The organism is Cobetia sp. Ld8 (assembly GCF_045066615.1).
Classification (GTDB): Bacteria; Pseudomonadota; Gammaproteobacteria; order Pseudomonadales; family Halomonadaceae; genus Cobetia; species Cobetia amphilecti.
On the sequence record NZ_JBISHF010000006.1, the window covers coordinates 666,768 to 685,709 of the forward strand.

General features: G+C 62.3%; 12 protein-coding genes and 4 tRNA genes. 11 read left to right on the top strand and 5 right to left on the bottom strand.

The window, feature by feature from the left end; translation table 11 throughout:
• Positions 1–186 precede the first annotated feature (186 nt).
• Positions 187–807, top strand: coding sequence for a porin family protein (locus ACJJV2_RS04550; protein WP_405278557.1), 621 nt, complete (start codon positions 187–189; stop codon positions 805–807).
• Positions 808–966: 159 nt separating this feature from the next.
• On the opposite strand, the gene acnB is transcribed toward ACJJV2_RS04550, so the two are convergent.
• Positions 967–3,570: a bifunctional aconitate hydratase 2/2-methylisocitrate dehydratase gene (gene acnB, locus ACJJV2_RS04555; protein WP_405278665.1), complete on the bottom strand. Its 2,604-nt coding sequence runs from the start codon at positions 3,568–3,570 to the stop codon at positions 967–969.
• A gap of 420 nt (positions 3,571–3,990) precedes the next feature.
• On the opposite strand from acnB, the gene ACJJV2_RS04560 reads away from it, so the two are divergent.
• The 3 genes from ACJJV2_RS04560 to ACJJV2_RS04570 all read left to right on the top strand — a co-directional run bounded on the left by ACJJV2_RS04560 (position 3,991) and on the right by ACJJV2_RS04570 (position 9,307).
• A complete protein-coding gene (locus ACJJV2_RS04560; protein ID WP_192837576.1) occupies positions 3,991–4,485 on the top strand; it encodes a DUF1289 domain-containing protein in 495 nt (164 codons plus the stop codon).
• Between the two features lie 16 nt (positions 4,486–4,501).
• On the top strand, positions 4,502–5,314 hold the full coding sequence (locus tag ACJJV2_RS04565) for a tRNA-(ms[2]io[6]A)-hydroxylase (RefSeq protein WP_405278560.1): 813 nt from the start codon (positions 4,502–4,504) through the stop codon (positions 5,312–5,314).
• A 78-nt stretch (positions 5,315–5,392) separates the two neighbouring features.
• Positions 5,393–9,307: an AAA family ATPase gene (locus tag ACJJV2_RS04570; RefSeq protein WP_405278562.1), complete on the top strand. Its 3,915-nt coding sequence runs from the start codon at positions 5,393–5,395 to the stop codon at positions 9,305–9,307.
• Positions 9,308–9,408: 101 nt separating this feature from the next.
• On the opposite strand, the gene ACJJV2_RS04575 is transcribed toward ACJJV2_RS04570, so the two are convergent.
• Both ACJJV2_RS04575 and ACJJV2_RS04580 read right to left on the bottom strand, forming a co-directional pair.
• Complete coding sequence (locus ACJJV2_RS04575; protein ID WP_405278564.1) at positions 9,409–10,182, bottom strand: UDP-2,3-diacylglucosamine diphosphatase; 774 nt, start codon at positions 10,180–10,182, stop codon at positions 9,409–9,411.
• Between the two features lie 152 nt (positions 10,183–10,334).
• Complete coding sequence (locus tag ACJJV2_RS04580) at positions 10,335–10,829, bottom strand: peptidylprolyl isomerase (protein WP_043331309.1); 495 nt, start codon at positions 10,827–10,829, stop codon at positions 10,335–10,337.
• Between the two features lie 238 nt (positions 10,830–11,067).
• Here ACJJV2_RS04580 and ACJJV2_RS04585 point away from each other — a divergent pair, with 238 nt between their 5' ends.
• Positions 11,068–12,747, top strand: coding sequence for a glutamine--tRNA ligase/YqeY domain fusion protein (locus ACJJV2_RS04585; protein WP_405278567.1), 1,680 nt, complete (start codon positions 11,068–11,070; stop codon positions 12,745–12,747).
• Positions 12,748–12,949: 202 nt separating this feature from the next.
• Entirely contained in the window at positions 12,950–14,332 is a 1,383-nt protein-coding gene (gene cysS / locus ACJJV2_RS04590) for a cysteine--tRNA ligase (RefSeq protein ID WP_405278667.1), read from the top strand.
• A 106-nt stretch (positions 14,333–14,438) separates the two neighbouring features.
• Here cysS and mtnN read toward each other — a convergent pair whose 3' ends face one another.
• On the bottom strand, positions 14,439–15,149 hold the full coding sequence (gene mtnN, locus ACJJV2_RS04595) for a 5'-methylthioadenosine/S-adenosylhomocysteine nucleosidase (protein WP_405278569.1): 711 nt from the start codon (positions 15,147–15,149) through the stop codon (positions 14,439–14,441).
• A gap of 85 nt (positions 15,150–15,234) precedes the next feature.
• Positions 15,235–16,104: a bifunctional methylenetetrahydrofolate dehydrogenase/methenyltetrahydrofolate cyclohydrolase FolD gene (gene folD, locus ACJJV2_RS04600; protein WP_054555494.1), complete on the bottom strand. Its 870-nt coding sequence runs from the start codon at positions 16,102–16,104 to the stop codon at positions 15,235–15,237.
• A 605-nt stretch (positions 16,105–16,709) separates the two neighbouring features.
• Here folD and ACJJV2_RS04605 point away from each other — a divergent pair.
• From ACJJV2_RS04605 to tig, 5 genes are all read left to right on the top strand, one after another.
• Positions 16,710–16,786 (top strand) — tRNA-Pro (locus tag ACJJV2_RS04605).
• 86 nt (positions 16,787–16,872) lie between these two features.
• Positions 16,873–16,949, top strand: a tRNA-Arg gene (locus ACJJV2_RS04610).
• 93 nt (positions 16,950–17,042) lie between these two features.
• Positions 17,043–17,117, top strand: a tRNA-His gene (locus tag ACJJV2_RS04615).
• A gap of 68 nt (positions 17,118–17,185) precedes the next feature.
• Positions 17,186–17,260, top strand: a tRNA-His gene (locus tag ACJJV2_RS04620).
• A 315-nt stretch (positions 17,261–17,575) separates the two neighbouring features.
• Complete coding sequence (gene tig, locus ACJJV2_RS04625) at positions 17,576–18,928, top strand: trigger factor (protein ID WP_043331301.1); 1,353 nt, start codon at positions 17,576–17,578, stop codon at positions 18,926–18,928.
• Positions 18,929–18,942: the final 14 nt, after the last annotated feature.

Genomic DNA, 18,942 nt, shown 5'->3' on the forward strand with positions numbered 1-18,942 from the left:
AGGTCACGAGGACATGTTGCCGGCTTGCGACGTGACAAGTAGTCAAAACGCCACTCTTGAAACACTGTTCTATATCTACCACGATGCTCCTGCAACCCATGACAGGCGGGGTCTTGCCGTCAGTACCTGGCCGTCAGTACCTGGCCGGCAGCTGCCTGTGCCGCCCATTGGATCAAGGAGCAATACATGAGCAAGTCACGTCTTCTGGCCGCCCCGTTGGCTACCGTTTCCTTCGCCGCTCTCGCTCTGGCGCTCAGTGGTCATGCTCAGGCGGCTGGCAATGCCAGCGAAGGGCTCTACATCGGTGCCGGTACCGGCTTCTCCAGCCTTGAGAACGATGATTCCGATGAGGCCGGTGACTTCATCGAATCCGGCAGTGATGACTTCGATGTGGATGATGACGACAACGTCTACAAGGCCTTCGTGGGCTATCAGTACAATCCGTACTTCGCCACTGAGGCCTTCTACACCGACCTGGGGACTGTCCAGCTCAAGGGCAATGACTTCAGCAATACCGATCTCGAGTCCAAGGCCTACGGTGTCAACGTGGTGGGTATCCTGCCCATCGGTCAGTACTTCTCGCTGTTCGCCAAGGCGGGGGTGGCCAAGTGGGAAACCGATGTCGATGGCAATCTGGGCAATTCCAGCGTCGATCTGAAGGACAACGACGGCTTTGATCCGGTCTATGGTGCCGGTGCGCAGGTCAATCTGGACCCGTTCCTGATCCGTGCCGAGTACGAGCGCTATGACTTCGACAGCGATTATCAGGTAGATGCCTTCACCGCCTCGGTCGGCTACAAGTTCTGAGGCAGGGCGCTTGCGCCCACTGAGCTTGTCGCAGGCATGAAAAAACGGGCCGTCCCTTGAGGGGCGGCCCGTTTCGTTGTCTGGCATGACGCCAGTTGGCATGACGCCAATGCTGCTGTCAGAGGGGAGTCATGCAGTGGCGCATGACTCCCCGCCTGATCAGGCTTCCTGGGTGACCGGAATCACGTTGGAAGCGGCGTTCTGGAACTCTTCGATCTCATGGAAGTTCAGGTAGCGATAGATCTCGCCCGCCATGGCATCGAATTCGCCCATGTAGCCCTGATATTCCTCGACGGTCGGCAGACGACCGACCACGGCCGCGATGGCTGCAAGCTCGGCAGACGCCAGGAAGACGTTGGCGCCATCGCCCAGACGGTTCGGGAAGTTGCGCGTGGAGGTGGACACCACGGTGGACTTGGCAGCCACACGTGCCTGGTTACCCATGCACAGTGAGCAGCCCGGCATTTCCATGCGCGCGCCGGCACGGCCGTAGATGCCGTAGTAGCCTTCCTCGGTCAGCTGGTGCTGGTCCATCTTGGTCGGCGGTGCCAGCCACAGCTTGGTCTTCAGGCTACCGGCCGGCTGCTTCTCGAGCAGCTTGCCTGCGGCGCGGAAGTGACCGATGTTGGTCATGCACGAGCCGATGAAGACTTCGTCGATCTTCTGACCGGCGACGTCGGACAGCAGACGGGCATCGTCCGGGTCGTTCGGCGCACACAGTACCGGCTGGTCGATCTCGGCGAGGTCGATCTCGATGATCTCGGCGTATTCCGCGTCCTTGTCGGCACGCATCTGGCTCGGGTTGGCCAACCACTCTTCCATGCCCGCGATACGACGCTCGATGGTACGGGCATCGCCGTAACCGTTGGCGATCATCCACTTGAGCAGGGTGATGTTGGACTTCAGGTACTCGGTCACGCTCTCGTCGGACAGCGTGATGGTACAACCGGCGGCGGAACGCTCGGCAGAGGCGTCGGAGAGCTCGAATGCCTGTTCGGCCGTCAGATCTTCCAGACCTTCGATTTCCAGAATGCGGCCAGAGAAGGCGTTCTTCTTGTTGGCCTTGTCGACGGTCAGCAGGCCCTGCTTGATGGCGTACAGCGGGATGGCGTGGACCAGGTCACGCAGGGTGATGCCCGGACGACGTTCGCCCTTGAAGCGCACCAGGATGGATTCCGGCATGTCCAGCGGCATCACGCCAGTGGCGGCGGCGAAGGCCACCAGGCCAGAACCCGCCGGGAAGGAGATGCCCATCGGGAAGCGGGTGTGGGAATCACCACCGGTGCCGACGGTGTCCGGCAGCAGCATGCGGTTCAGCCACGAGTGGATGATGCCGTCGCCCGGACGCAGGGAGACGCCGCCGCGGTTCATGATGAAGTCGGGCAGGGTGTGGTGAGTCTCGACGTCGACCGGCTTCGGGTAGGCAGCGGTGTGGCAGAAGGACTGCATCACCAGGTCGGCCTGGAAGCCCAGACATGCCAGATCCTTCAGCTCGTCGCGGGTCATCGGGCCAGTGGTGTCCTGGGAGCCGACGGTGGTCATCTTCGGCTCGCAGTACATGCCCGGACGCACGCCTTCCAGGTTGCAGGCCTTGCCGACCATCTTCTGTGCGAGGGTGAAGCCCTTGCCGGTGTCCTTCGGCTGTTCCGGCAGGCGGAAGACGTCAGATGCCTCCAGACCCAGCTCGGTACGCGCCTTGTCGGTCAGACCGCGACCGATGATCAGCGGGATACGGCCGCCAGCACGCACTTCGTCCAGCAGGACCTGAGTCTTGAGGGAGAAGGTGGAGATGACTTCGTCGGTGTCGTGACGGCAGACCTTGCCTTCGTACGGGTAGATGTCGATGACATCGCCCATGGCCATCTTCTCGACGTCCATCTCGATGGGCAGGGCGCCGGCATCTTCCATGGTGTTGAAGAAGATCGGCGCGATCTTGTTGCCGATGCAGAAACCGCCGGCGCGCTTGTTGGGCACGAACGGGATGTCGTCGCCGAAGAACCACAGCACGGAGTTGGTGGCGGACTTGCGTGAGGAACCGGTACCGACCACGTCACCGACGTAGGCGACCGGGAAGCCCTTGGCCTTCACTTCCTCGATCTGGGCCAGCGGGCCGACGACGCCATCTTCCTGCGGGTTGATGCCTTCACGCGGGTTCTTGAGCATCGCGTTGGCGTGCAGCGGGATGTCCGGACGTGACCAGGCGTCAGGCGCCGGAGACAGGTCATCGGTGTTGGTCTCGCCCGGCACCTTGAAGACGGCCAGCGAGATCTTCTCGGCCAGCGCCGGCTTGGACAGGAACCATTCGGCGTCGGCCCAGGACTGCAGCACGGCCTGGGCGACGGCGTTGCCGGCCTTGGCGCGGTCAGCGACATCGTGGAAGGCGTCGAACATCAGCAGGGTGTGCTTGAGCTGTTCGCCGGCTTCCTTGGCCAGGCTTTCGTCGTCCAGCAGCTCGACCAGCGTGGCGATGTTGTAGCCGCCCTGCATGGTGCCGAGCAGCTTGACGGCATGAGTCTTGTCGATCAGCGGAGAAGCGGCTTCGCCACGTACGATGGCGGTCAGGAAGCCAGCCTTGACGTAAGCGGCTTCATCAACGCCCGGGGGAATGCGATTGGTGAACAGATCGAGGATGAACTCTTCTTCACCGGCCAGCGGATTCTTGAGCAGTTCGACCAGCTCGGCGGTCTGCTCGGCAGTCAGCGGCTTTGCCGGGATGCCCTGCTGGGCGCGTTCTTCAACCTGTTGACGGTAGGCTTCAAGCACGTGGGAGACCCTCATCTGTAATCGTGTCGAAATGCGCGGGCCAGTCGTCTTGAAGACGCAGGGCGGGGCACCTCGAGGCTTCTTGCGGGTAATTCAAGCGTCTTATTGCGAGCGAATCAGGCGCTACGGGGCGAATGCGAGTCTACTCAACTTTGTCGACAATGTTAAGGAGCGCCCAGTGGCGGGGGCTGAGACTTTGGTCGCCTATTGCGGCATAACATTCTGATATTTCATCTGATTGTCAGGAAATCACGCTGAGCAAACACTATGCGGCAACCCTGATGACGCGCTGATGACGCCCAGCGCGGTGCTGACGAGAGGCCCTTTGGGCACCGACGGCGCGATGCTGTCGGCTCTCAGGTACGCGCGGTATGATGGGGGTTACCCCGAATCACACTTTCCGCCTCCCCCGAGGGCAACATGAGCCGTATTCTTTCTCCTTGCGTAGGTGTCTGCTCCACTACGGTCGGCGATAGCGTCTGTCGCGGCTGCCAGCGTCATGATCATGAGATCCTGGCCTGGTTCGGCTATGACAGTGACCAGCGCGCCCAGCGCATGCTGGCACTGGACGAGCTGCGCAGTCAGGTCGCCGCCCGCTGGCTGCGCGTCGCCGATGACGCCATGCTGGCCGAGCAGCTGACCCGCCATCGCATCCGTTTTCGTGCCGATCAGTCGGCGCTGTCACGCGCCGTTGAGCTGCTGCGCGTCGGGCGCACCCGCATCAAGGACTTGTCGGCGTATGGCATCGCGCCACTGGCCCATGCGCGAGAACTTGAGCCCGAACAGCTTTTTGCCCATATAAACGATGAAATCATGGTGGAAGCGGCAAAGCGTGCCGATAATGATATGAACTCCGTCGTTGAGGTGTCTCCTGTCAGTCAGCAGCAGACGCAAGCGAGCGAGACAAAAGACTGACGTGATGATGAATTCAATGACCGACGTGACCGAGCGCAATGTGATTGCGCCTGAGCAGAGCAAGCAGCATGATGATACTCATGCTGGCCAGTATGGCGAGAGTGAGGCTGGGGCGCGCGTGATCGCAGCGTCGCAGGGGCCAAGCGATGAAGATACCGATGCCTTGCTGCCGGCGTCGCTGCTGGCCTTTCTGCCCTGCAGGACGCCCCTGAGCTGGGTCGAGGCGGCGCTTGAGAATCCGGAGCTGTTGCTGATCGACCATGCGCAGTGCGAGAAGAAAGCCGCCTCCACCGCCATGAGCCTGATGTACCGCTACGTGAACCGGCCACTGCTGTTGACCAAGATGTCACAGCTGGCGCGCGAAGAGCTGCTGCACTTCGAGCAGGTGGTCGGGCTGATGGAGAAGCGGGGCATCGTCTATCGGCATATCAAGGCCTCGCGCTATGCCGAAGCCCTGCGCCAGCAGGTCAGGGACGAAGACCCGCAACGCCTGGTGGACATCCTGCTGATCGGCGCCCTGATAGAGGCAAGGTCGTGTGAGCGCTTCGCGCGCCTCATCCCGTATCTGGAACCAGAGCTTGCAAAGTTCTATCGCACTTTGGTTAAGTCAGAAGGACGTCACTATGAGGATTACCTCATGTTGGCGGAGCAATACACCAATGAACCACTGGAACCCCGTCTCGCGGTGCTACGTGAAGTGGAACGAGAGCTGATCGAAACCCCCGACGCTGTCTTCCGCTTCCACAGTGGTCAGCCGAGCGCACGACGGGCAGCGCGCGCCTCGGCCAGGGTGGGTCGGGACGCGATGGATCAAGGCACGAGAGACTAAGGCAAGGATCAAGGACAGGGGATCACCGGCGCCGTGGCAGGGCTGGCGTTTCGTTCGCGACTTTGAAATGGATGACACATGACGCAGGAAACATCTGGTCAAGCTCAACTGGCACTGCTGGGACATTTCCAGCTGACGTTGGGTGATGACACGCTGACTCAGTTCAGCTACGACAAGGTCAAGGCGCTACTTCTGCATCTGCTGCTGCATGATCAGGCCGTCTCCCGTGCCGGGTTGGCGGAGTTGCTCTGGCCGGATCAGGGACTGTCCTCCGGACGGACCAACCTTCGCCACGCCTTGCACTGTCTGCGTCAGAGTCTCGGCGAAGAGGCCGACAACCTGTTGACGGTGTCGCGCCAGACCATCGCGCTCTCGCTGCCGGAACACTGGGAGCTTGATCTCGACGAGCTCAACGGCCTGCTGCTGGCACCGCCCTCCGTCGCCACCCTGGGGGAGATCCTCACCCTGTATCGTGGCGACCTGGTCGAGGAGCTCTCCTTGACTCAGTGCCCTGACTTCCAGCGCTGGATGATCAAGGTGCGTGGCGAGTGGCGTCAGCGCGTCATCCAGTTCGCCGAGCGGGTGCTGGCCACGGACGAGCCGCTGCCCGATGACGTGCTGCGCACGCTGGTCAGCCGCTTCTCCGGTTACGGCCCCTTCCATGAGCGTCTCGTGCGTCAGCTGGCCGAAGGCGGCCAGTCGGCCGCGGCCCATGAGCAGTTCAATGCCTTCCTGCAGCAGCTGGCGCTCTCCGGCCAGCAGCCGGACCCCGGCTTCCTGCAGCTGGCGCGCTACTGGTCCGATGGCAAGAGCGAGACCATGAGCGCCATGACGCCCCAGGGCGCCATCTCACGGACCCTGTCGCTGGACAGCGCGCCGCTGCGCGAAGAGGAAATCGATCACCGTCAGCTGTCGGTCATGGCCATTCGCCTGAGCGTCAAGGACAGTCATCGTGACCGCGTCTGGGCGCGTGCCTGCCTGACGCTGCAGATCGAACTGTTGCGCTGGCTGGAGCAGCAGTGTCATCACCTGGGCGGCTTCTGGCTGCCGGGCGCCACGGGTGGCGTGGGCCTGGCATGTTTCGGCACCCACGGCCCGGCGCATCAGCTCGCCGAGCTGGTCGCGCTCTATGAGCACTGCAGCAAGGCGATCCTCGACGAGATCGCCAAGCTGTGGGATGGCGAAGGCAAGCCGCCGGCCTTCTCGCTGTCGGCGGGCCTGCACTCCGGTCAGGTCATCTACCTGCCGGAGCGTCAGCTGGCCGACCCGCTGGGTCAGGTCACGCAATATTCCCTCGAGTTGATGACCGCCGCCGAAGGCAGCGAGCTGGTGATCTCCCAGGAAGCCAGTCAGCACATGCCGCCGGCACTGGACCTGCAGCCCCGCTTGACCTCGCGCCTGTTGGCCGCTGATGGTCGCGTGCGTCTGCGTGCGCTGGTGCTGGGCAGCAGTGTCGCCACTCGTGAATCCTCGCTGCCGACCTTGATCGGTCGCGAGGGCGAGCTGCGTCGTCTGCGCGATGCGCTGGCCCGCGCCAGCATCGGCCTGCGCCAGAGCGTGCTGGTCAGTGGCAACTCCGGCATGGGCAAGTCGGCCTTGATGGTCAATTTCCGTCAGCTGGAGCAGAGCCAGGATGTCGGGCTGTGCTGGATGCCGACCACGCGTCTCTCGCAGCTTGAGCCCTACAGTGTCGTGACGGCGCTGATTCGCTGGCGTCTGGACGGCAATATCGATCGCGAAAGCGTCGAGCAGCTGTTCGAGTCTTCCGAGGCGTTGCAGAGCATCAGCGAGGAAGTGCGTCGCTCCTTCCACGCGGTGCTCGGCACGGCGGAAGATACTGCCGAAGATGAAGTGCTGATCCAGTCCAGCGAGACGGTCGAACGCGTCGTGCGCGTGCTGCATCTGGTGATCGAGAAGTCAGCCAGCCTGCGTCCGTTGGTGATGATGATCGATGACCTGCAGTGGCTCGACGAGCCGTCGCTCAAGGTGCTGGCTGGCCTGCAGGCGCGTCTGCCGATCAACATCGGCTTCATGCTGGCCGCGAGCCACAACGGTCGCGACAGCCTGGCGGTCAAGCTCAACTGGGACCAGCACATCGCGTTGGGTCGCCTCGACCCGATGCAGGTCTCGCGCCTGCTGTCGCACCTGTCACGTCGCTATCGCCTGCACCTGAGTCCGCGCATGCGCAGCCAGCTCATCGAGCGCTGCGATGGCGTGCCGCTCTACCTGCAGGAAATCTGCCGTCGTCTCGACATGGACCGCCGCGAAGGGCGTCCGGTGCAGCTCGACGAGTTGCCCAAGGGCCTGATCGGTCTGCTCTCCAGTCGTATCGATCAGCTGGAAGAAGGGCGCGATGTCGCCCACGCCGCCGCCGTATTGGGGCGTGTCTTCAAGCTGAGCTTCGTGCGCCAGAGCTGTGAGTTCGAGGAGGGCCGCCTCAAGCGCGCCATCGAGAACATGCAGCGTCTGGAGATCATCGAGGCCTGCAGCAGCGACAGTGAATTCGACTACCAGTTTACCCATCAGCTGATCCAGGAAGCGGCCTACCTGTCGTGTCCGCGGGATGTGCGGCGCCGGATTCACCATCAGGTGGTCGCGCTGATCGAGGACAAGTATCCCGCCTGGATCAGTCGTCACCCCGGCTACTTCGCCGTTCACCTGCGCAAGTCGCAGAACTTCAGCCGTGCCGCGCGTTACTTCGAGCTCTCGGCGCGCGAGGCGCTCAAGATCAGCGCCAACCGCACCGCGCTCAAGATGGCGGACAACGGCCTGGCCTGCCTCAAGCATGTCGATGGTCAGGAAGAGCGCGAAGTCAGCCTGCTGACGGTACGTGGCCAGTCCGGCTTCGCGCTGGAAGGCCATGGCTCACGCATCGCCCACGAGAGCTTCGTGCAGGCACGCAACCTGCTCAGCAGCCCTGCGCTGGTCGAGGACGACGAGCCGGACCTCGAGCAGGCCTTCATCGTCAAATGGGGCCTGTGGGTCGGCTGCAGCGAGCGTCATGCCCACGCCGATGCCTTCGCGCTGGCCTCGGGCCTCAGCGAGCTGGCGGAAGAGCTTTCCGATGATCGCTATCGTCGCCTGGCTGACTATGCGCGTGCCCACTGCGAGTTCTGGGCCGGCCGCGTGCGTGTGGCGGGCGAGCACCTGGATGAGATCGATCCGGTCAACCATCCGATGGTGCTCGAATGGCTGCCGTTCAGCGATCACCCGCAGGTGGCGGCCTCCTGTCTGCAGAGCTGGACATCGTGCCTGCGCTGCGACTACGTGAAGGCCGAGCAGCAGGCCGAGGCGGCGATTCGCATGGCCGAGCAGATCGGTCAGCCCGGTTCGCTGGCGATGGCGTTGATGTTCTCCACCTCCCTGTATCGCCAGCTGGGCCACACCCATCTGGCGACCCAGCGCGCCGAGCGGGCCCTGGAAGTGACGCGTTCAGCGGACCTTCACCTGTGGCACATGGCCGCGCATGGTGTGCTGGGCTGGGCGCGAGCGATGAACGGCGACCGCGATGGCCTGTCCATGCTGCAGTCGAGCATGAACGAGTTCGCCGAGCTGACCGGACGCGAGCGTCATCAGCGCCCCAACCTGTGGTACATGGACGCCGTGATGGCGCTGGGCGAGCACGCTGCCGCTGAGGAATACATGGAGAAAGTGCTGCTGGTCGCCCAGGAGCGCAATTCCTTCTACCTGTCAGAAGTCAGCTATCTGGTCGCGAGCCTGCGCAGTGCTCAGGGCCTGCCGCTGGAGAAGGTGCGCTCCCTGATCGAGCAGGGGCTGTCCTACTCCATCGAGCAGGAAAATACCCATCATGAGGCCATGGGGCTTGCCACCTGGCTGCGTCTGGTCGATGCCCATGATGCCGAGCGGTGTCAGCGTCTGAAGGTGTTGCTGGAAGAGCTGCCGAGCGCCGATGCCCCTGCGGTGCTGGGCTGGCATCAGCTGGTGGAGATTGCCGAGGGGCGTGCGCGCCGCAAGGCGTCGTCACCGGCCTGAGCGAAGCGCCTGGCGCAGCGAAGCGCCTGATACTGTGAGAGCGTAAGAAAAAAGCCCCGCTGCCGTGATCGGCAGCGGGGCTTTTTGGTGTGTGCAAGCAATCAGCCGTGGGTGATCGCATCGACCAGCGGCAGCGCAAATTCACGCAGCTCCGGCCCCTGGCCACGGGCGATGATGTCGAAGGCCTGAGTCGGGCGCCAGTCGCCGAGCACGATGCGGCGCGCCGGCTGGCCATCGATCTCGAGTTCATGCACCGCCGGGCGATGCGTATGGCCATGGATCAGCGTGCGCACGTCGTGCTCACGCATCTCGCGCACCACTTCCTCGGGCGTGACGTCCATGATCGCCTCGTCCTTCTCGCTGTTGGTCTCGCCGGACTGCATGCGCAGTGACTGGGCCAGCGCCAGACGCTGCTCCAGCGGCATGGCCAGAATCTGCGCCTGCCACTGAGGGTCGCGGGTCATGGCGCGGAACTTCATGTAGGCCTCGTCGCGGGTGCACATGCTGTCGCCGTGCATCAGCAGCACGCGCTCGCCGTCCAGCTCGATCACGCTCGGGTCGGGCAGCAGCGTCACGCCGGCCTCGGCCGCGAAGGTCTCGCCGACCAGGAAGTCGCGATTGCCGTGCATGAAGAAGATCGCGGTGCCGCGCTCGGCGATGCGCTTGAGCGCAGCGCTCATGCTGTCGGTGAAGTCGTTGCGATAGTCATCGCCGACCCAGACCTCGAAGATGTCACCCAGCAGGAACAGACGCTCGACGGCAGGCTGGCAGATAGCCAGGCGTGCCAGATAGTCGAGGAAGCCCTGGGCGATCTCGGGCGTGTCGGGTTGCAGGTGCAGGTCGGAGATGAAGAGGGTGGTGGCAGTCGTGTTCATGGTCGGGGTCCGCGAAGGTGGGCGGTCAGCAGGGCATCGCAAGGGCGCACTGCCGTAGGAGTTCATAACGCAAACCGCCCAGCCTGACACTCGCGATCACGAGGCAAGGCCGGGCGGCAGGCACGCCTTGCGGCGTGATCAGGCGAAATCGCTTATTCGGTGATTTCAGCGCTGGTGATGATCACGTCTTCTGCCGGCACGTCGGCGTGGCCGTCGCGACGGGTGGTCTTGACCGCTTCGATCTTCTCGACCACGTCCATGCCTTCGACGACCTTGCCGAACACGCAGTAACCCCAGCCCTGGCTGGTCTTGCTGGTGAAGTTCAGGAAGTCGTTGTCATTAACGTTGATGAAGAACTGGGCGCTGGCGGAGTGCGGGTCCATGGTGCGAGCCATGGCCACGGTGCCGCGGTCGTTCTTGAGGCCGTTGTCGGCTTCGTTCTCGATCACGCCATTGGTCGGCTTCTGGTTGAAGTCGGTGTCAAAGCCACCGCCCTGAACCATGAAACCCGGAATGACGCGGTGGAAAAGGACGTTGCTGTAGTGGCCTTCACGCACGTACTGCTCGAAGTTGGCCGCGGTCTTCGGGGCCTTCTCGTGGTTGAGTTCGAGGGTGATATCGCCGTAGTTGGTGTGAAGAACGATCATTCGGGCTTCCCGGTCATCTGTCTTGCTCAAGTGTCAGGCAGGCGCGGCTTCATGGCATCGCCTGCGGGCGTCGCGCTATAATAGCGGCTTTGCATCCAGACACGAAAGCCTGAGCGGGCGGCAGGCGCGTGGATGCAGTCCCGATCATCCGTCTTGTTGTCCTTGCGCACGTTCGTTCAACCACATGACGACCCGCAATACGACGCCCAGGAACCACACAGAGGTGCAGCGAAACTTCATGAGTACCGAGACCCAGAGCGCCCCGAACTTCGTGCTTAACCAGATCCGCGAAGAACTCGAGGCCGGCCGTGCCGATAAGGTTGTCACGCGTTTCCCGCCGGAGCCCAATGGCTTCCTGCATATCGGGCACGCCAAGTCGATCTGTCTGAACTTCGGTCTGGCGCAGCAGCTCGGTGGCGATTGTCACCTGCGCTTCGATGACACCAACCCGGCCAAGGAAGAGCAGGCCTATATCGACGCCATCAAGGAAGACGTCGAATGGTTGGGCTTCGAGTGGGCCGGCAAGGTGCGCTTCGCTTCCGATTATTTCGACCAGCTCTATGCCTGGGCCCAGCACCTGGTGCGTGAAGGCAAGGCCTATGTCGATGACCTGTCGCCGGACGAGATTCGTGAATATCGTGGCACGTTGAAGGAGCCGGGTCGCCCGAGCCCTTACCGTGAGCGTAGCCCCGAGGAAAACCTCGATCTGCTCGAGCGCATGAAGAAGGGCGAATTCGGCGAGAGCGAGAAGGTGCTGCGTGCCCGCATCGACATGGCGGCGCCCAACATCAATCTGCGTGATCCGATTCTCTATCGTATCCGCCATGCCAGCCATCACCAGACCGGCGACAAGTGGAAGATCTACCCGTCCTACGATTTCACGCATGGTCAGTCCGATGCGCTGGAAGGCGTGACGCATTCCATCTGTACGCTGGAATTCGAGGACCATCGTCCGCTGTATGAGTGGTTCCTGGCCAACCTGCCGGTACCGGTCACGCCGCGTCAGATCGAGTTCGCGCGTCTGAACCTGGATTACACCGTCACCTCCAAGCGCAAGCTGAAGCTGCTGGTGGACGAAGGCGTCGTCGATGGCTGGGATGACCCGCGCATGCCGACCATCTCGGGCATGCGTCGTCGTGGCTACACGGCCGCTTCCATTCGCAAGTTCTGCGACATGATCGGCGTGAGCCGCGCGGATGGCGGCATGGTCGAGATCGGCATGCTGCACCACGCCATCCGTTCCGACCTGGAAGACAACGCGCTGCGGGCCATGTGCGTGCTCAATCCGCTCAAGGTGGTGCTGACCAACCTGCCGGAAGGTCATGAGGAAGTCTTCGAGGTGCCCGGTCATCCGGCACGTGACGACATGGGCACGCGCCAGATTCCGCTGACCCGTGAGCTGTGGATCGACGCCGATGACTTCATGGAAGACGCGCCGAAGAAGTTCTTCCGTCTCGCGCCCGAGAAGGAAGTGCGTCTGCGCAACGGTTACGTCATCCGCTGTGATGAAGTGATCAAGGATGAGGCCGGCGAGCTCGTCGAGCTGCGTTGCAGTGTCGACCTCGATACCCTCGGCAAGAACCCGGAAGGCCGCAAGGTCAAGGGTGTCATCCACTGGGTCAGCGCCGAGCACGCGGTGCCGGTCGAGGTGCGTCAGTACGAGAACCTGTTCCTGGAAGCCGAGCCGGACCGTGACAAGGATGTCGACTTCCTTGAGCACCTCAATCCGGACTCGCTGAGCATCGTCAAGGGCTTCGGTGAGCCGAGCCTGCGCAATGCCGCGCCGGAAACGCGTTACCAGTTCGAGCGTATCGGCTACTTCGTCGCCGACCGCCATGACTGTGTCGATGGCGCGCTGGTCTTCAACCGTACCGTCAGCCTGAAGGACGGTTGGGCCAAGGCCCAGAAGAAGGGTTGATGGCTGCCAGGCCTCCCGCGGGAGGTCTGCTGGCATGACTTTTGACCCGCTTCACGGCCCGCAGGCTGATCCTGTACCTTCGATGACGAAGCTGCATGACCGGCCTGCGGGCCGCTCCATTTCGCAAGGCTGGCAGAGTGCTGTCAGCAAAGTAGCCAAGGGCGATGACTGAATGATTTCACTCGAAGATGCCGCGAGCACACTGTCCATCTACAGTACCCTGAGCCGGACCAAGGCACCCTTCGTGCCATTGGAAGGCAACAAGGTGCGCATGTACGTCTGTGGCGTGACGGTCTATGACCTCTGTCACATCGGCCATGCGCGTGTGATGGTGGCCTTCGACATCATCACGCGTTACCTGCGTGCGCGTGGCTATGACGTCACCTATGTGCGCAACATCACCGATATCGACGATAAGATCCTCAAGCGTGCCGACGAGAATGGCGAAGCCTTCGAGGCGCTGACCGAGCGCATGATCCAGGCGATGCACGAAGACGAAGGGCGCCTGGGGATCCTGCGTCCTGATCGTGAGCCACGGGCGACCGCGCACATCGGCGATATCATCGCGATGACCGAGACGCTGATCGACAAGGGCTTTGCCTACGCGGCCAGCAACGGTGATGTCTACTACCGTGTGCGTCGTTTCGAGGGCTACGGCAAGCTCAACAACCGTCAGCTCGATGACATGCAGTCCGGCGCTCGCGTGGAAGTGGAAGAGGCCAAGGAAGACCCGCTCGACTTCGTGTTGTGGAAGGCCGCCAAGCCGGGCGAGGCCAGCTGGCCGTCCCCCTGGGGCGATGGTCGTCCGGGTTGGCATATCGAGTGCTCCGCGATGTCGACCTGCTGCCTGGGCAATACCTTCGATATTCACGGTGGCGGGCCGGACCTGACCTTCCCGCACCACGAGAACGAGATCGCCCAGTCCGAAGCCGCCACTGGCCAGCAGTATGCCAACGTGTGGATGCACGCCGGCGCGGTGCGTGTCGGGCAGGACAAGATGTCCAAGTCGCTGGGCAACTTCTTCACGATTCGTGATGTGCTGGAGCAGCACAACCCGGAAGTGGTGCATTACCTGCTGGTGGCCAGCCACTACCGCAGCGCGATCAGTTACGAGGCCAACTCGCTGGATGAAGCGCGTCGTTCGCTGGAGCGCTTCTACAATGCGCTGGAGAACGTCACGCCCGAACAAGGCGAGGTGTCCGGCGACTGGCGGGCACGCTTCGTGGCTGCCATGGATGACGACTTCAATACGGCCGGTGCGCTGTCGGTGTTGTTCGAGCTGGCTCGCGAGCTGAACCGTGCCAAGAAGGAGGCGCCGCAGCAGGCGCCGGCGCTGGCCTTCGAACTGACCTCGCTGGGCGGTCTTCTGGGGCTGTTCGGCCAGGACCCGGCGGTCTTCCTCAAGGGTGACACTGCGGCATTGGCGTTATCGGAAGACGAGATCCAGGCGCAGATCGAGGCGCGTGCTGCCGCCAAGAAGGCCAAGGATTTCGCGGGTGCTGACCGCATTCGTGACGAGCTGGCCGCTCAGGGCATCATCCTCAAGGATTCCCGCGAGGGGACGACCTGGGTGCTGGAAGGCTGATGCCGTTGGCGTGACGCATTGTCACCGCGAAAAAAAACCGCCGTCCCGAGAGGGGCGGCGGTTTTTCATGGCCAGTCGGGCGGGGTCGCCGTCGGGCAGCTGCTGATCAGCTGGCGAGGCGTTTGACCATGGCCTCGACCATGCGCGAGGACTGACGCGCGGCGACGTTCAGGAATTCCTCGAAGGACTGGCTGTTGTTGTCCTTGCCGGCGATGTCAGACAGCGCACGGATGACCACGAACGGCATCTCATAGACGAAGCAGGTCTGGGCGATGGCGGCGGCTTCCATCTCGGCGGCCAGCATGTCCGGGAAGCGCGAGCGTGTCAGTGCGACCAGTTCCGGGTCTGCCATGAAGATGTCGCCGGTGCAGATCAGGCCTTCACGCGCCTTGATCTCGCCCTGGGCTTCGACGCACTCACGCGCGATCTTCACCAGTGCCGGGTCTGACGGGTAGGCGGCCGGCATCTGCGGCACCTGGCCGTATTCGTAGCCGAACACCACGGCATCGACGTCGTGGTGACGCACTTCGCTGGAGATGACCACGTCGCCGATCTCCAGATCAGAGGCGAAGCCCCCGGCGGAACCGGTGTTGATGATGGCGTCCGGCTGATAGCGCTCGATCAGCTGGCAGGCGCCCACGGCGGCGTTGACCTTGCCGATGCCGGACTGCAGCAGCACGATCTTGAGGCCGTGCAGCTGGCCGACGTGGAAGGTGGAGCCGGCATGTTGAGTCGTGGTGCTGTCTTCCAGCAGCTCGGCGAGGATGGCGACTTCCTCGGCCATGGCGCCGATGATGCCAAGTGTCTTGAGGGACATGGTGAAATCCTGAAGCAGGGCCTGCGGGGCATCCTGTCATGCGATACCCCGCGGCCGGGGGAGGTGTCAGCGAGAGGGTGCGTGCTTACTTGCCGGCCAGCTGGGCATCGTGCAGCTCGGCGGCGAACAGGGTGTTCTCCAGCAGCGAGGCAACGGTCATCGGCCCTACGCCGCCCGGTACCGGCGTGATCCAGCCTGCACGCTCCGCCGCCGGGGCGAACTCCACGTCACCGACCAGCGAGCCGTTGTCGAGGCGGTTGATGCCCACATCGATGACGATGGCGCCTTCCTTGATCCACTCACCCTTGACCAGGCCCGGCTTGCCGACGCCGACCACGACGAGGTCTGCCTGGCGGACCTTGCTCTCCAGGTCCTTGGTGAAGCGGTGGCAGACGGTGGTGGTGCAGCCGGCCAGCATCAGCTCCAGTGACATCGGGCGACCGACGATGTTGGAGGCGCCCACGATGGTGGCGTCCATGCCGCGCACCTGCAGGCCGCTCTCGGACAGCAGCGTCATGATGCCCTTGGGGGTGCAGGGGCGCATTACCGGCAGGCGCTGCGCCAGACGACCGAGGTTGTAGGGGTGGAAGCCGTCCACGTCCTTGTCGGTGCGGATGCGCTCGAGAATCGGGCGTGAATCGAGATGCGCCGGTAGTGGCAGCTGCACCAGGATGCCGTCGATGCTGGTGTCGTCATTCAGCTGGTCGACCAGGGCTTCCAGTTCCTGCTGAGTGGTGTCAGCGGACAGGCGGTGCTGGGTGGAGAGGATGCCAGCCTTCTCGCAGGCGAGGTGCTTGTTGCGGACATAGACCTCGGACGCCGCGTCTTCACCGACCAGCACGACGGCAAGCCCCGGAATACGTTCACCGGCATCACGACGCGCATCGACCTGACGGCCTACCTGTTGGCGTACGCGTTCGGCAATGGCCTTGCCATCTATCAGTTGTGCTGACATCAGCGATCATTCCTTCTCGTGGGCGATAAATGCAGGAGGGACAACGATGGCCAATTTTCGCATGCCTTGCCCTCCAGTCAACGCCGAATGACGACCTTGGTCGAAAGCTGTCATGGCCGTCAGGTCTTTCACGGGCGCCCGATAGGCCAGAAGACGGCTCCAGGAGGCAGGCGAGAGTGGGGTCATGCCATGCGCTTATCGCCCTGATGCTCCCTCTGTAGAGGCGCAAGCAGAGGTAGAAGCAAAGGGAGAGACAAAGGGTGAAGCAGAGAGCGGAGTAAGGAGAAGGCTGGGGCAGATGGGAGAGGGCGGATGGCAGAGAGGCAGAAAGCGTGAAGACGATAGTCAGTCCACCGGCGGCGCTCAGCCGTCGCAAGTCATCACTGCGTCAGTGGCAGAAGCGATGACATGTAAGGCGTCTTGTATCAGCAGGGAGAGATGTTGGGGGCTGCAGGGATGAAAGCCCGCGACATGACATTGGCATGACAGCGCGAGGGGCAAACGATTCTTTTGGAAAGAATTCACGTAAGGGCTTGACCGCAGACGAAAGTTCGGTAGAATACGCCTCGCATCGACGGGGTTCGACGGTCGGTTGAAGACGGTTTCGGGATATAGCGCAGTCTGGTAGCGCGCCTGCTTTGGGAGCAGGATGTCGGGGGTTCGAATCCCTCTATCCCGACCACTTGAATACAACGTATCGCAAGGCTTCGGTCTTCTGGAACAGTATTCAGGGCTTTGTCCGGAGGTTGACTCGCAGCATTAGTTTCTGCGCCTATAGCTCAACCGGATAGAGCAACGGCCTTCTAAGCCGTAGGTTGCAGGTTCGAGTCCTGCTGGGCGTGCCATCGAGATGACGTTTGTTATCGAAGTGGATGTCGGAATGCTCTTCATTGAGCCTGATGACTGCGACCAGACGATGTGAAGATGTTCATGCAGTGGTGGGTGTAGCTCAGTGGTAGAGCCCCGGATTGTGACTCCGGTGGTCGTGGGTTCGAACCCCATCATCCACCCCATTGCATGTCAGCTTGAGCAGTATCAACGAGATGGAGACGGCAGGCTTTCTGTCCAACCTCCAGAAGTGGTGGGTGTAGCTCAGTGGTAGAGCCCCGGATTGTGACTCCGGTGGTCGTGGGTTCGAACCCCATCATCCACCCCACGTCTCGATGAATATCAGGATGCTGCCTGGCCCACTTGGGCGGGCGGCATGCCGCAAAAGGGGGAGAAGGCCAATGGCTTTCTCCTCCTTTTTTTTGGTTTTTTCGCACTGCTCCATGCATGACGATTCCGGGTTGCCGGGCGCTCCAGGTGCCTGTCTGGCGGGTAGGTGGAGCAGAAAATGGCCGGGGTCCTTGAATAACTTGGACCAAGGCACCATATGAAAGGGTCATATCCGCGCTTGCCAGCGCGTGGCGGGGTTTCTACAATCTTCGCCTTTATGATTCGAACGCCACCAGTGGGTAGAGGAACTTTCATGCAAGCTTCTGTCGCAACGACTTCTCCGATCGAGCGCACGGTCACCATCACGGTGCCGGCTTCTGAAGTCGACCAGGCCGTCAACGCCCGTCTTCTGGAAACCGCCAAGACCGTTCGTCTGAACGGCTTCCGCAAGGGCCACGTGCCGATGGCAGTGGTGCAACAGCGTTACGGCAAGGACGTGCGCAACGAAATCGTTGGCGAGATCATGCGCCAGCATTACGTGACCGCCGTCACCGAAAACGAACTGAACCCGGCTGGCTGGCCAAAGATCGACGCGACCGTCGATGAAGCCGGCAAGGATCTGGAGTTCGTCGCGACTCTGGAAATCTACCCGGAAATCGAACTGAAGCCGATCGAAGGCGCTGAAATCGAGCGCCCGCAGGCTGAAGTGACCGATGCCGACGTCGAAGAGATGATCGAGACCCTGCGCAAGCAGAACGCCTCCTGGACCGACGTCGAGCGCGCTGCCGCTGACGGCGACCAGGTCAAGATCGACTTTGAAGGCTTCCTCGGTGAAGAGGCCTTCGAAGGCGGCAAGGCAGAAGGTCACGAGCTGGTGCTGGGCTCCAACAGCTTCATCCCGGGCTTCGAAGAACAGCTGGTCGGCGCTGCTGCCGGCGACGACAAGGAAATCAAGGTTTCCTTCCCGGCTGACTACCAGGCCGAGCACCTCGCCGGTCAGGAAGCGACCTTCAAGGTCAAGGTCCACGCCGTCAAGGCTCAGGAACTGCCGGAAGTGAACGAAGAGTTCATCGCCCAGTTCGGCCTGGAAGCTGCCGATGTCGAAAGCTTCAAGGTGGAAGTGAAGAAGAACATGCAGCGTGAGCTGAAGAACGCGATCGAGAATCGCGTCAAGCAGCAGGTGCTGGCCGAACTGACCAAGGCCAACGACATTCTCGTGCCGCAGGCTCTGGCCGACCAGGAAATCGACGGTCTGAAGCGTCAGGCTGCACAGCAGTTCGGTCTGGGCGAAGATTTCGATGTCTCCCAGCTGCCGGGCGAGCTGTTCCAGGACCAGGCGGTCCAGCGCGTCAAGACTGGCCTGCTGCTCAGCGAAGTCGTCAGCAGCAACGAGATGGACGTCAGCGACGAAGAGCTGAATGCTCGCGTTGAAGAAATGGCTCAGCAGTACCAGGACCCGGCTCAGGTCACCGAGTACTATGGTTCCAACGAACAGGCTCGCAACCAGCTCAAGTCCGTGCTGCTTGAAGAGAAGGCCGTTGACAAGCTGCTGGCACAGGCTCAGGTTAAGGACGTTGCCATGTCCTACCAGGAAGCCCTGCAGGCTGCACAGCAGCAGGAAGAAGCTGAAGAAGAGGCTGCTGAAGCCGAAGGCGAGCAAGCCTGAAGCTTGGTTGACCC

What these genes read in the sequence shown, in the direction of transcription:
- ACJJV2_RS04560 (WP_192837576.1), top strand. Translation starts at nt 3,991, where the DNA reads ATGAGCCGTATTCTTTCTCCTTGCGTAGGTGTCTGCTCCACTACGGTC.
- folD (WP_054555494.1), bottom strand. Translation starts at nt 16,104, where the DNA reads ATGTCAGCACAACTGATAGATGGCAAGGCCATTGCCGAACGCGTACGC.
- ACJJV2_RS04580 (WP_043331309.1), bottom strand. Translation starts at nt 10,829, where the DNA reads ATGATCGTTCTTCACACCAACTACGGCGATATCACCCTCGAACTCAAC.
- ACJJV2_RS04570 (WP_405278562.1), top strand. Translation starts at nt 5,393, where the DNA reads ATGACGCAGGAAACATCTGGTCAAGCTCAACTGGCACTGCTGGGACAT.
- ACJJV2_RS04575 (WP_405278564.1), bottom strand. Translation starts at nt 10,182, where the DNA reads ATGAACACGACTGCCACCACCCTCTTCATCTCCGACCTGCACCTGCAA.
- ACJJV2_RS04565 (WP_405278560.1), top strand. Translation starts at nt 4,502, where the DNA reads ATGACCGACGTGACCGAGCGCAATGTGATTGCGCCTGAGCAGAGCAAG.
- ACJJV2_RS04585 (WP_405278567.1), top strand. Translation starts at nt 11,068, where the DNA reads ATGAGTACCGAGACCCAGAGCGCCCCGAACTTCGTGCTTAACCAGATC.
- ACJJV2_RS04550 (WP_405278557.1), top strand. Translation starts at nt 187, where the DNA reads ATGAGCAAGTCACGTCTTCTGGCCGCCCCGTTGGCTACCGTTTCCTTC.
- mtnN (WP_405278569.1), bottom strand. Translation starts at nt 15,149, where the DNA reads ATGTCCCTCAAGACACTTGGCATCATCGGCGCCATGGCCGAGGAAGTC.
- tig (WP_043331301.1), top strand. Translation starts at nt 17,576, where the DNA reads ATGCAAGCTTCTGTCGCAACGACTTCTCCGATCGAGCGCACGGTCACC.